Genomic DNA, 13,611 nt, shown 5'->3' on the forward strand with positions numbered 1-13,611 from the left:
CACTCTGAAAGCATTTGTGCAACAGGCTCGATATTATTTGATATTTGAGTTTTGTCATTTGGAATTTATCCGATCATATGGTACTATCCCGTCATGACCTCACCCGTTGCAGAGAACCTCACACTTTCCGACTTCGACTTCGACCTTCCCGAATCGCTCATTGCACAGGAACCATCAATGCGGAGGGATTGTTCGCGTCTTCTGGCCGTTGATCGCGCGAGCGGCAGTATCACGCATTGCATTTTTGCGGAACTTGAACAGTATCTTGTTCCCGGCGATCTGCTGGTCTTGAATGACACGAAGGTCTTCCCATGCAGGCTTTTGGCAAAAAAACCAGGCGGCGGCAGGGCCGAGATTTTCCTCTTGTCTGAACAGGGAGTGAACCTCTGGGAAGCACTCGTGAAGGGTGGGGTCGGTGAAGGAAAACGGTTGAGCATCACAGCGGGAATAGAGGCCGAGATCACGGGTGAAGGCGCGGACAACGTAAGAACGGTCCGCTTTCACGGCATAAACGACATCCGGATAGCCCTTCCGGAAATCGGTAAAACCCCGCTTCCTCCCTACATCAAGCGTGATGCTGATAACGCCGACAGGGAACGCTATCAGACGGTGTACGCGGCACGTGAGGGCGCGGTCGCAGCTCCTACCGCGGGTCTGCACTTTACCCGGGAATTGCTTCAACGGCTGGAAACAAAAGGGATACAGCTCGCCATGGTCACGCTCCATGTCGGGCCGGGAACATTTCTGCCTGTCCGGGTGGAAAGGATCACGGACCATCGTATGCTGCCCGAGCGCTACTCGATCACCGGGGACGCCGCCGCACGGATAAACCTTGCGAAGGCTGAAGGCAGACGGGTGATCGCGGTGGGGACCACGAGCGTGCGAACGATCGAGACCGCGGCAGCCGGCGGCAGCAGGGTCGCGCCCGGTGAAGGCAGTTCGGAGCTGTTCATTTATCCCGGATATCAATTTACGGTAACGGACGGTCTCGTTACCAATTTTCATCTGCCGAAATCAACTCTTCTCATGCTGGTATCGGCTTTTGCCGGCAGGGAACGTACGCTGTCGGCGTATCGTACGGCGGTAGCGGAGAAGTACCGGTTTTACAGCTATGGGGACGCGATGGCAATTTTGTAATGCGGAATTCGGAATGCGGATTGCGGAATATCACGAAGGGGAACAAGCATGGTCTATAATCAACAAGGCGGCATTCTGTCCAAATTAATTTATATCCCGCTGGGTGTGGTCCTCATGGTGGGCTTCTTTTTTTTGGGGTATTATGTGGGCAAATATCAGAGCAAGTCAGGGGTGTCGGCAGAGATCGCACCGCCGCTTCCGGAGATAGCGTCAAGCGCTGCTCAGAAACAGGAAGAATTTACGTTCTACAAGACACTGACCGACAGGAACGACAAGACAATATCAATCGACCTCAAGCCCAGGACCGTGACAGAGGAGAACAGGACTGAGAAGCAGCAGCCCGCCGCCGAGGCCCAAAAATCAATGCCGGTCCCCTCAGCGCCGAAGGAAAAGCGGATAGAGATCAACTTTGGCAAAGAGGCGGTCCCGTCAGCGAGATCCAATCAGGTTGCGTCTAAACAACCGCAACAACCGGCAACAAGAGGGCCTGCTGTATCCACAAATGTAAAAGCCCGCTATACCGTGCAGACCGCGTCATATCAGGAACGGGCGCAGGCCGAGGACGAGGTGAAGCGGCTGAAAAGGCGGGGTTTTGCCGCGTTCATTGTTTCCTCGGAACTGCCGGGCAAAGGCGTGCGGCACCGCGTAAGGATCGGGAGTTTCTCGAACAGGGCAGCGGCGGAAAAGCTCCAAACGGCGATTCATGAAAAGGAAAGAATATTGACCATCGTTGTATCGGAGTAGAGAAAGATTCCCGTATCAGTGCACATTCTTGTTGGATATGATCTGGATGTTGAGAGGAATGATGCCGGCCCGCTCCTGATCGAGGAGCGTCTCTATCCAGTACGTACCGGGGACGTTGAACGTCGAATTGAACCGGACCGATATGTCCCGGTGACGCTGGCTTTCGTTGAAAAGGTTTATCTTTGCATCAGACTCGGAAAGGACCTGTTTCTGGTCCGGGGCAAGCAGTCTTATCCGGGAAAGGAACTCGCCTTTTCCACCCGTCCATTCGTTCACAATTGCAAAACGGGGGTGCAGTGCCGGGAACGTGTTCGAATAGATGCTTTCGAACAGGCCCATGAGGCTGAACTTGCCGCCCATCTCCTGGCGAACATCATCGCAGAGAATGGTGTAGTTTAACCGTGGTTTGATCTTCTGATTTAGCATAGCGATACCTTAACACACAGATTTCATTCACGTCAATCTTTTTTTAGAACTAATTACCGCCCTCGTGTTGAATTCTATATATTGACCGAGCAAAAAAACTCAGTTTTCTCCGCGCTATTGAAAGGCCGGTCGTAATCATGATACAATAACTGGTATCGGGAACGATAGGGCACGCCTGATACGGCTTTTCACTTGCTTTTCATGTAGCAATTCCTGGAGGCTGTTACTCCTGCTATCGTTACACCGCCGGATAAAAGATTTCTTTCCGATGACTATCACGGAAGGGGAGATGGAAGCGATCACATGGAGAGACGGCGGGACCGGACTGTTTATGATTCACGAGCGTTCGAACGGGTGGAAAAATATTGCGCGATCGACTGACGGCCCGTTAGCTGATACCGGCGAGCCTTTAGGCGCCGCTCACATGCGAAACGAAATATGAATCAGGGGTACTATGAATATAAAAATAATACTTGCCGATGATCATCAAATGCTGCGCGAGGGTCTCCGCAGGTTAATCGAAGAACAGCAGGGTATGACTGTTATTGCGGAGGCGGACGACGGAAGGGCCACCGTGGAACTTGCCACGAGGTTGAAGCCCGATATCGTCGTCATGGATATCGCCATGCCGCGGATGAATGGAATGGAAGCCACCCGCCACATCATGTCCAAAACCCCCAACGTCAAGGTGCTCGCGCTGTCGATGCATACTGACAGACGATTCATCGTGGAGATGCTTAGCGCGGGGGCGTCCGGATACCTCTTGAAAGAATGCGCTTTTCAGGAATTGATTACTGCCATACATGCCCTGGCTGATCAGAGAACGTACCTGAGTCCGAAAATTAGTGACATGATAGTCAAAGATTATACCTGTCGATTTCCTCATTCCGAGTTGTCCTCACTCATGATTCTGACAGCCCGAGAGCGGGAAGTGCTTCAGCTTATGGCAGAAGGAAAACCTACGCGGGATATTGCGTCCATACTCCTTGTCAGCGCAAAGACCGTTGAAACGTACCGCCAACAAATCATGGAAAAGCTCGACATCCACAGTGTAGCGGAACTCACCAAATTTGCCGTCCGCGAAGGACTCACCTCGCTGTAGAGTAGAGACAGACGAATCTGCAATAAATCCTCCACACCCCGGCAGTCATCCGCCGCCTCAGGAAAATCGAAGCGAAAAGTCAGGGATTCCCTGATTGTCATCGCGCGGGATTTCTGCTATCTATTCAGTAGCATGCAATGTGTGCGTTGAAAAAACCTTTTCTTTCTTACCCCTGGTTCCTGGTTCTTGCGATTTACCGCGCGTGGTGCATCTCCACTCGCGGACTGCCTACGGGGTGACTATGCCGATTATCGGGTCGTGTCGCTCAGAGCGTCGAAGGGAGCGTACCGGTGCGTACACATTTCAAAAAGGAGAACTCCGGATGGACCTGGACTGGCACATAAAAAAATGATCTGCGGAAAGTTAAGAATGACATCATGACATCTCGGCATGATGATGCGTGCATTGTCGGTATGTTCTTCTAGTTTAAAATTATAACCAAGGGGGAACGGGAATAATGAGCTTTGGACAGCGAATTCTCTGTGTTGACGATGACGAAATGAATCGCACCATCCTTGAGGGGCTGCTTGTCCAGAGCGGATATACGGTCATCCTTTCGGATAGCGGCGGGGCAGCGATAGAAATCATCCATCGACAAAAGATCGACCTTGTGCTCCTGGATGTAAGCATGCCGGACATAAGCGGATTCGAGGTTTGCAAAAGTATCAAAGGCGACGAACGGTATCAGAACATCCCCGTTGTACTGGTGACTGGTTTGACGTCGAAGGAGGAACGTATCAAAGGCATTGAGGCTGGCGCGGAGGATTTCATCAGCAAGCCATTCGACCAAACGGAGCTTCTCACGCGGATCAAAATGCTGCTCAAGATGAAGGACCTCCGTGGCGATCTTGATTCCGCCTATGACAAAATCAAGGATCTGACCGGTTTCGGTAAAAAGATGGCGATGTCGTTTGATCCCTTGAACTTCAATTTTATTTCGTCGTTCGACGATATTGTCAACAATGTCATACGCCGGACAGTCGAGGCGCCGGACAAACCGCGGATGGTCATCGTGGGTTTTATCGACGAAAAAGGCGAGTGGCAATGGTATTTGTTCGAGTCACTGCCGGCGGGCAAAAACCGGACGTGGCTCAAGCTCGATATCCACGACAGCTTAAATCTTCCCCGCAAGACCGACACGGGCGGGTCGAAAACGTTCATTTATAATAATGACGATCTTTCCGATGCTGCCATATGGCCTTTTATCTTGAAATTGGAACAAATACCCGTCAAAGTGTCGAACGTAGTTTGTTTCATCGAGCACTCATTCGCTATTCTTGCGCTTAATTACGACAAGCAAGTGTCCCGATATGACGCCGAGGTACTGAACAGCATTGCCATGCAGAGCCTCTTTATGAAATCCCTTGCCACCCAGGTAAGGGAAACCGAGCATGCCTTTGACTATCTCGTTCGCGCCCTCGCACGGGCGTCGGAAGCGAATGATGAGGACACGGGCAATCATATCCTGCGGGTCGGTGAATACTGTGCCGTGATCGCAAAAGAACTTGGCATGTCCGAAACATTTATTAACGGGATCCGTGTTCAGGCGACCTTGCACGATGTCGGGAAAATCCATGTCCATCCCGATATCCTCAAAAAGGCCGGGAAACTGACGCCGGATGAATATGAAACAATGAAAAGTCATACCATTTTCGGGGCAAAAATACTGGGCGATCATGTAAGGCTGGCACTGGCAAAAAAACTGGTACTCTCCCACCACGAGCGGTGGGACGGAAGTGGTTATCCGTACGGATTGAAAGGGGACCAGATACCGCTCGAGGGCAGAATTATGAACATTGCCGACCAGTATGACGCTCTGCGAAATGCGCGGGTATACAAACCGACCATTGGTCATAATACGACATACGGCATAATCACCGAGGGCGATGGCAGGACGCAACCCCATCACTTCGACCCGCAGGTGCTCAGCGCATTCAAGGATACGGCCGCTCACTTCGAAAATATTTATGAGAAAATGAAGGGGTAGAATGGCGGGTTCATTCATGCCCCCAGAGAAGCGTACATTCTATTTTTCTCCGCTGGACGCTCCCACCCTCCGTTGGTCTTCTGAAAGGCACGCACCTTTCACCCTGTTTTTTCTTGACAAATATTTTCAATCAACGTAATCTTATCCGCATCGTATGGCGACATCACCCCTCATTAAACTGCTCGAAAGTCTCCACCCGCTTGAAAGCAAGGTGCTTCTCTCGTTTCAGCAGGGAGAACCTCTGACTGCAATTGCACTCCTGAAAGCATCGGGTCTCGATGAGTCCCGCCTGGACATGGCATCGGGCTGGCTCCAGTCCAAGGGGTTGCTCGAGGTGAAGGACGAATCCGTCACTTCGCTTGTTTCACTTACCGAAACAGGAACGGAGTTTCTGGAAAAGGGCACGCCGGAGATGAGGATCATCAATGCCCTTCGTGAAGGAAAGCAGTTTACGGTCAAAGACATCATCCAGACCTGGGGTATGGATCCGTCCGAGGTGAGTTCTGCTGTTGGAGCGCTCAAGGAGGCTAAGGTTGTTCAAGTCGCCCAGGGTGGCGTTCTTGTCCTGGTCGTTGGGGCTGATATATCGGTTTACGAGTTTTTCACCGGTCTCATCATGACCGTGGCAGGAAAAGAACTGCGTGATCTGACCTCGTTCTCTGAAGGCCAGCAGGCGGCCCTCACTGCAAACTTCCACAAGCGCGGCAAGGGCAAGGGTATCTTCCGCATCAACGAAAAGAAGAACCGCACCTACGATCTTACGAACGATGGGCAGGAACTGCTCCGACTGATCAGGGAGCGCGGTGTCGTTGCCGAAGAGGCATCAATGCTCACTCCCGAGATGTTGAAGCTGAGGACCTGGAAAAACAAGAAATTCCGCGCCTACAACATCGCTCTCAATCCTCCCCGCCAGAGCATCGGCAGGAAACATCCCTATAAAGAGTTCCTCGATTTTGTGAAATACAAATTCGTCGGCATGGGGTTCGAGGAGATGCGCGGACCGCTTGTGGAGAACGAGTTCTGGGACATGGACGCATTGTACATGCCGCAGTTCCATCCAGCCCGGAATATTCACGATGTGTATTTTGTAAAAGAGCCCGTGGCATGCAGGGAGATCGAGGCACCATTCGGCAGGAACGTGGCAACTGCGCACAAGAACGGCGGCAAGACCGGCTCCACCGGATGGCGCTATCCCTTTGACATCGAACGGGCAAAGCGGCTGATCCTGAGGAGTCAGGGCACGGCAGTATCGGCGCGCACCCTCGCATCGGGACCGAAGGTCCCGGGTAAATATTTTTCCATCGCGCGCTGCTTCCGGTATGACTCCGTTGACGCCACGCATGCGCCCGACTTCTATCAGGTCGAGGGCATCGTGCTCGGCGAGGACATCAATTTCAAGGCGCTGCTCGGACTCTTGAAGCTCTTTGGCCAGGAGATCGCCAGGGCAGGGGAGTTCCAGTTCAGGCCGGCCTATTTCCCGTTCACCGAACCGTCTGTGGAACTGCATGTGAAGCACCCCGAACTCGGCTGGATGGAACTCGGCGGGGCGGGCATCTTCCGTCCCGAGGTCACCAGACCGCTCGGGGTGAACGTGCCGGTGATCGCCTGGGGCCTCGGCCTCGACCGCATGGCCATGGTGGCGCTCGGGATCAAGGACATCCGGGACCTGTTCTCCCGGGACCTGGATTTTATAAGAACGAAGAAGATACAATTGGGATGATAAAAACAAATAGTAACAACTCAGATTGGCCGCAAAAGATCGCAAAGAACTCAAAGAAAAACCTGAAACCATGTATCATTTTAATTCTCTCTGCGATCCTTGCGTGCTTCTCTAAGTGGCCGGTTCATTTTTTAGGCCATTCGCGGCTAACAGATTTTGACCTGATTTGACCTGAGAAGATACTTGGAATTTAAAATTTAAAGTGCTATGCCAACAATCGACATTAAAAAACACGACCTCGACGGACTCATCGGCAAAAAGCTCTCCCTCGAAGTTCTTGAGAAGAAGCTCATGCTTGCCAAGGCGGAACTGAAGGAGTACAACGCGGAGACCGACGATCTCAAGGTCGAGTTGTCGGACAGCAACCGGCCGGACCTCTGGTCGGCTGAAGGCATCGCGCGCCAGGTCCGCATCGCTTTGTCCGGAAAGCCCGAGACCTATCCCTTTTACAAGCATGGCAGGAAAGCCTCGCGGGAGATCAGGGTCGCGAAGGGAATGAAATCAGTGAGGCCGTACATCGCGGCCTGCACCGCGATCGGCATACACATGAACGACGACGTGCTGGCGCAGATGATCCAGAGTCAGGACAAGCTCTCGGAGATCTTCGGCCGGAAGCGAGATACGGTTTCGATCGGCATCTATGAGCTCGACCGCATTCAGTTTCCCGTGGATTACCGGCTCGCCGGGCCGTCCACTGTGTCATTCATGCCGCTCGGCATGGAAAAGAAACTTACGCTCGCCGAGATCCTCGAACAACATCCCAAGGGTATCGCCTACGGCAGTATCGTGAAACCCTTCCCGCAGTACCCGGTGCTGACGGACAGCCTGGGCAGGGCACTTTCCTTCCCCCCGATCATCAACAGCAGGGAAATCGGCGAGGTGAAACCGAATAGTAAAAACGTGCTGATCGAAGTGACCGGCACGGACCTGCGAATGACGGTGCTTACCCTGAATATCCTGGCAACGAGTTTTTACGACCGGGGAGCGGACATCGAGCCGGTGCTGGTGACCTATCCGTATGAAACCGGACTCGGGAAGCGCGTTACGTTTCCCTGTGATACCTCGGGAACGTTCACCATACCTCTTGCCACATTCTCTGCCGGGCTCGGAGAAGATGTTTCATCCGCTGATGTGAAAAAATATCTCAGTTCCTATGGCCACATCGTGAGAGCGGGACGCGGAACAGTTTCCGTGATCGCGCCGCCGTACCGCGACGATATCATGCATCCCATGGACCTGGTGGAAGACTATGCGATCAGCAGGGGATACGAATCCTTCAAACCGATCATGCCGCGGCAATCGACGGTCGGGGCTATCTCCCGGATCGAATTATTGTCCGATACCATCCGCGGCCACATGGTCGGCTCGGGTTTTCAGGAGATCATGTCGAATATTCTGTGTTCGAGGGAAGAACTTGATTACGCTTTGCAGAAGGGGGAAAAACTGATCGAGGTGGACAACGTGATGTCGCTTGCCTACTCGGTGCTCAGGAACCGGGTCATTCCGTCGCTGCTGAACGTGGAAGCGGCAAGCTCCAAAGCCTTCTATCCGCACCGGACGTTCGAAGTGGGCGAGGTCGCCGTGCTTGATGAGAAGGAGAACATGGGCTCGCGCACGGACCTGAATCTGGGCGCGATCATTTCTCACCCGGGAGCCAATTTCTCGGAGATGCATTCAACGCTCGATATTCTGCTTTACTACCTCGGTCAGGAATATAAACTGGATCCGGCGGAACATCCTCTCTTCATACAGGGACGCTGCGGCAGGGTGGTCGTGGGCGGGATTGAACTGGGTTATATCGGCGAAGTACGACCGGAAGTGCTTGAACGCACTCAGATCACCATGCCCTGCGCGGCCTTCGAGATCAATCTGGACCGGATACGACAACGGTAATAGTGCCGAAAGGCCATCTGAAAAAAGGAGACTCCCGTTATGAAAAAAACAGGTGCAGGTTTGATCGCGATCATCATGGTGTCGCTTTTTCTCGTGACCGTTGCTGTTGCGGAACCGAACATGCAGGAAGGAATGTGGGAAATCAAAGGTGAAATGAAGCTCGAAGGGCTGCCGTTTCCCATGCCTCCCATCCCGGTGTCGTATACCCAATGTCTTACCAAAAAGGACATGATCCCTCAGAAGAAGGAGAAGAACCAGGATTGTAAAACGATCAAGAATGAGATCGTTGGAAATACAGTGTCCTGGGTCATGCAGTGCAAGGATAAAAATGGCGTCACGGACAGTACGGGGAATATAACGTATAAAGGAAACAGTTTTGTCGGCACAGTCCATACTGAAATGATGGAAAAAAAGGGGTCTAAATCAGAGTCCACCTTGCAGATGTCCGGAAAACGTACCGGCGATTGCAAATAATTGCCCTTTTGCTGACAGTCCGTCACATGAAAAGAGCCCACTGCCCCCGGAACAAAGGGGGCATTTTTTTATTGGAAGACAGCAGCGCGAGAGCTGCTCCTGATCCTGAAAAGTCTTGACAGTGCAGGAATGTTGGTGTAATATTCAGACCTTTGCAGAAATTATCTGAAAACGCCTGAAATATTCCATGGTTAGAGGAATTATTTTCAGCAGGGGAGTGGTGCTTTAGACGGCTTTTATTCCTGGTTTTTGACGATCAATCGTCAGGGACCGCGAGGTATCGGCATTCGATCATAATCATGCATAATCAAACAAACAAAACGGCATTGATCATCGGCGGAAGCCGGGGGATAGGGCGTGCTATCGCGCTCAAGCTGGCAAAGTCCGGTTTCTCCATCTGGTTGACCTATAAAGGCAACCACGAGGCAGCGCAAAAAACGAAAGCAGATATAGAAGCATCGGGAAGTGCCTGCGAACTCATCCCGTTCGATGTCTCAAGTTTTGAAGAGACCGAAGCCGCCCTGGGCGCGCGCCTGGAAAACCTGTCACCCGATGTTCTCGTGTACAACTCGGGCATCTCCCGCGACAATCTCCTGATGTGGATGACCAAGGACGAATGGAACTCGGTCCTCTCCACAAACCTGAACGGGTTCTTCAATGTGACCCGTGCGGTGGTCTTCGCGATGCTGAAGGCGAAGCGTGGCCGCATCGTCGTGATTTCATCCGTATCGGGCCAGATCGGCCAGGCGGGCCAGGTCAATTATTCAGCCTCAAAAGCGGGCCTGATCGGCGCGGCCAAGGCGCTCGCGCGCGAGGTCGGGAAAAAGAACATAGTGGTGAATGTGGTTGCGCCGGGATTCATTGAAACGGAGATGACCGAAAAGATCCCGAAGGAACAGATCCTGCCGTTGATCCCGTTGAATCGACTGGGCAGCACTGATGATGTGGCCGCGGTCGTGAACTTCCTGTGCACGGAAGAGCATATGTATATTCATGGTCAGGTGATCGGCATCAACGGCGGACTGGCGATGTAGTGTTTACCCGGTGATCTTTATTTTAGTCGTAGCAAAGGCCTCTTTTGATAACGAATAATTATCCCGAAGTGATTAACGATAGAGGCTCTTGCAAAACTGGTTGTCATCCCCGAATGCCTCTGTCGGGGATATGGTTTTTCACGCAGTTAGAACCGGATTCCCGCTCAAAGCTTGCCCCAGCATGACTGAAGCAGGGGCGGGAATGACTGGTTGGGAAATTTGTAAGAGGCTCTCTCATGAAAAAATATGACGATATTGTGGTCGGGAGCGGCATCAGCGGACTGACCATGACCCTTCTGCTCGCGATGAGCGGACATCGCGTTCTGCTGCTCGAAAAAGCCCCGCATATCGGCGGTTCTCTTGCGCGATTTTCCAAGAGAGGAATCTCGTTCGATACGGGGTTCCATTTCACGGGCGGGCTTCATGAGGGCGGCATACTCTCCGATATCCTGATGTTCCTCGGGATCCGCGATTCCATCGAGCCGATTTACTATTCCAACACATTCAAAAATCAGTTTGTGTTCGAAGCGACCGGCAGGTCGTTCGAACTCCCCAGCGGGATCGGGAACATAAAGAAGCAATTCAAGGTTTACTTTCCCGGTGAGACGAACGCGATAGACCGGTACTTTGAAAAGATGTTTTCTGTCTGTCAACGAAGCCCGTCCCTCAATATTCATGAAAATAATATCACGTTTCCGAACCTGGACGAGGATTATATATCGCTTGACGCGGTCCTGAAGGATGTGACCTCGGATGCGCAACTGCGCGGCCTGCTGTCCGCGTTAGCCATGTGCTACGGTGTAAGGCCGGATGAGATGTCCTTTGCCAATCACAGCAGAATGATGCTCAGCTTTTACGAATCTTTTGCCTGTGTAAAAGACGGCGGCGATGCATTTGTCAATGCCTTTCAGAAAAAGTTCAAGGAATACGACGTGGATATCCGCTGTGGATGCTCTATCACGGAACTGGCGGATATCCGCGACACCAAGGTGGGCCGCTTTATCCTGAACACCGGCGAGGAAATTGCGTCGGATACGTGCGTATTCACGATCCACCCCAAGGAAGTATTAAAGGTCCTGCCCGCAAAACACTTCAGCAAGGCCTTTGCGGACCGCATCGGGTCGTTCGAATCATCGGTGGGTTTCTTCTCCGTTTTTGCAACGATCAAACCGGGGACCCGTGACCCGTATCCCGACGCCGGGGTCACGTCCCTTTTCCCGATCGAGGATGTGAACCGGCTGCTTGATCCTTTATACAAAGGGGATCCGGCTGTGGTAATCATCAAGCCTCCTGGTCATGACAGTGCAGGGAAAGCGGTCTGTATCCTCGAACCCTCGCACGCGGAACAGGTAATGCCCTGGAACGAGTCCCGGAGAGGGAAAAGGCCCGGGGAATACCTTGATTATAAAAAGCAGCGTATTGAAGCGATCATGGACCATATATGCAGGGTCTATCCCGCGTATCGGGAGAGTCTTGAAATCGTGGATGCGGCATCCATGTTGACCTTCAAAGAATACCTGAACAGTCCTGATGGCAGTGCCTACGGCATCAAGCAGAAGATGGGACAGTTCAATCTTATCGGGAAACTCCCGCTGCACAACCTGTATGCAGCGGGACAAAGTGCTCTCCTGCCGGGGATCACCGGCGCCATGATGTCATCACTCATTGTTGGCCGTGCGGTGGTGGGCAAAGAGCAGTACGGCAGGCTGCTGAACCGGGCATTATGACATTAAAACGAGTCGTCATAACCGGGATCGGCGTGGTTTCGCCTTTCGGCAACGGCCTGCCTGCTCTCATGAAGGGCATCGAGGAAGGCCGGAGCGCGGTGCGGCGCATGGAAGGATGGGACCAGTACATCGGCCTGCACAGTCTCGTCGGGGCAACGGTGGATATCAAGGACGAGAAGCGAATTCCGAGACAGAAACGGCGTTCCATGGGACGCATGAGCATCTTCGCGGCACAGGCCGCTGATGAGGCCATCGCTGACGCGGGTATCTCCCTTTCCGGCGAAGACCTGTGGCGGGTCGGCTGCGTCATAGGTTCTACCATGGGGAGCGCGAAAAGCATCAACGACGCCTTTGAGACCATGCTGCCGAACAAGGACCTGAGCCGGCTGAACTCGACCATGTTCTTTCAGTGCATGTCTCATACGGCTGCGGTGAACACGGCCCAGTACCTGGGACTGAACGGCACGATCATGGCGCCGGCCGCGGCCTGTGCGTCCGCCCTCCATGCCATCGGCACGGGGTACGATCTGATCAGGCTTGGGAGACAGGACGTCCTGCTCTGCGGCGGGGCCGAGGAGCTTCACCCGACGGTAACCGGGTCGTTCGACATCCTGTTCGCGACGTCGACAAAATATAATGACACGCCGCAGATAACTCCGCGGCCGTTCGACAAGGACCGGGACGGCCTGGTCTGCGGGGAAGGGAGCGGTCTGCTGGTCCTCGAGGACTACGAACGGGCGGTCAAGCGGAACGCAAAGATCTACGCAGAGATAATGGGCTACAGCACCACGGCGAACGGTCTTCACGTAAGCCAGTCGAACCGGGACTCCATGGTCGTCTGTATGCAGCAGGCGCTCCGCGACGCCCGTGTTCAGTCCGGAGAGGTCGATTATATCAACGCCCATGCCACGGCCACCCTTCAGGGAGACCAGGAGGAAGCAGAGGCCATCGGGCAGGTCTTCGGATCAGCAGTTCCGGTCAGCAGTCTGAAGGGGTATATCGGTCATACGCTCGGCGCTTCGGGCGCCATCGAGCTGGCTGCCTCGCTTGCGATGATGGAGCGGGGCGTGATCTACCCGACGCTGAACCTTGACGCCGTCAGTTCGGAATGCGAAGGGATACATCACGTAATGCAGCCGCTTAAAAAACAGATTAAGACCATTTTGAAGAACGGATTCGCCTTCGGCGGGATCAACGCGGCGCTGGTGTGCAGGAAGATATAAGCGCAAAAATTGACAAAGTCGTAATTAGTATTGACTCACACAAAGCCACGAAGCCACGGAGAGGAAAATTCTCCCCACTCATTAACTTTTCTTCGTGCCTTTGTGCCTTCGTGTGAAATTTTTGTTTTATTCGAATTTGTAAAA

Annotated in this window: 11 protein-coding genes; 10 read left to right on the forward strand and 1 reads right to left on the reverse strand. The window is 53.0% G+C overall.

Annotation, left to right across the window (positions count from 1 at the left end):
* Positions 1 to 93 precede the first annotated feature (93 nt).
* Together queA and M0R70_00655 are read left to right on the forward strand one after the other, a co-directional pair.
* On the forward strand, positions 94 to 1,137 hold the full coding sequence (queA, locus tag M0R70_00650) for a tRNA preQ1(34) S-adenosylmethionine ribosyltransferase-isomerase QueA (GenBank protein ID MCK9417869.1): 1,044 nt from the start codon (positions 94 to 96) through the stop codon (positions 1,135 to 1,137).
* A 48-nt stretch (positions 1,138 to 1,185) separates the two neighbouring features.
* Entirely contained in the window at positions 1,186 to 1,881 is a 696-nt protein-coding gene (locus M0R70_00655; GenBank protein MCK9417870.1) for an SPOR domain-containing protein, read from the forward strand.
* Positions 1,882 to 1,896: 15 nt separating this feature from the next.
* Here M0R70_00655 and M0R70_00660 read toward each other — a convergent pair whose 3' ends face one another.
* Positions 1,897 to 2,307, reverse strand: coding sequence for a hypothetical protein (locus M0R70_00660; protein MCK9417871.1), 411 nt, complete (start codon positions 2,305 to 2,307; stop codon positions 1,897 to 1,899).
* 454 nt (positions 2,308 to 2,761) lie between these two features.
* On the opposite strand from M0R70_00660, the gene M0R70_00665 reads away from it, so the two are divergent.
* The 8 genes from M0R70_00665 (at position 2,762) to M0R70_00700 (ending at position 13,467) form a co-directional block, all read left to right on the forward strand.
* Positions 2,762 to 3,409 carry a response regulator transcription factor gene (locus M0R70_00665; protein ID MCK9417872.1) on the forward strand — a complete coding sequence of 216 codons (648 nt, stop codon included), beginning with the start codon at positions 2,762 to 2,764 and terminating at the stop codon, positions 3,407 to 3,409.
* A 499-nt stretch (positions 3,410 to 3,908) separates the two neighbouring features.
* A complete protein-coding gene (locus tag M0R70_00670; GenBank protein ID MCK9417873.1) occupies positions 3,909 to 5,396 on the forward strand; it encodes a response regulator in 1,488 nt (495 codons plus the stop codon).
* Between the two features lie 154 nt (positions 5,397 to 5,550).
* Complete coding sequence (locus tag M0R70_00675; GenBank protein MCK9417874.1) at positions 5,551 to 7,116, forward strand: phenylalanine--tRNA ligase subunit alpha; 1,566 nt, start codon at positions 5,551 to 5,553, stop codon at positions 7,114 to 7,116.
* A 207-nt stretch (positions 7,117 to 7,323) separates the two neighbouring features.
* On the forward strand, positions 7,324 to 9,009 hold the full coding sequence (pheT, locus tag M0R70_00680) for a phenylalanine--tRNA ligase subunit beta (protein MCK9417875.1): 1,686 nt from the start codon (positions 7,324 to 7,326) through the stop codon (positions 9,007 to 9,009).
* Between the two features lie 39 nt (positions 9,010 to 9,048).
* Entirely contained in the window at positions 9,049 to 9,483 is a 435-nt protein-coding gene (locus M0R70_00685) for a DUF3617 domain-containing protein (protein MCK9417876.1), read from the forward strand.
* 299 nt (positions 9,484 to 9,782) lie between these two features.
* Positions 9,783 to 10,517, forward strand: a complete 735-nt coding sequence (gene fabG / locus M0R70_00690) for a 3-oxoacyl-ACP reductase FabG (protein MCK9417877.1) — start codon at positions 9,783 to 9,785, stop codon at positions 10,515 to 10,517.
* Positions 10,518 to 10,753: 236 nt separating this feature from the next.
* Positions 10,754 to 12,244 (forward strand): NAD(P)/FAD-dependent oxidoreductase, encoded by a 1,491-nt coding sequence (locus M0R70_00695; GenBank protein ID MCK9417878.1) that lies wholly within the window; start codon positions 10,754 to 10,756, stop codon positions 12,242 to 12,244.
* Positions 12,241 to 13,467 carry a beta-ketoacyl-[acyl-carrier-protein] synthase family protein gene (locus M0R70_00700; GenBank protein MCK9417879.1) on the forward strand — a complete coding sequence of 409 codons (1,227 nt, stop codon included), beginning with the start codon at positions 12,241 to 12,243 and terminating at the stop codon, positions 13,465 to 13,467. The genes M0R70_00695 and M0R70_00700 overlap by 4 nt, the downstream gene beginning before the upstream one ends.
* Positions 13,468 to 13,611 lie beyond the last annotated feature (144 nt).

Source organism: Nitrospirota bacterium (assembly GCA_023229435.1).
Classification (GTDB): Bacteria; Nitrospirota; UBA9217; order UBA9217; family UBA9217; genus JALNZF01.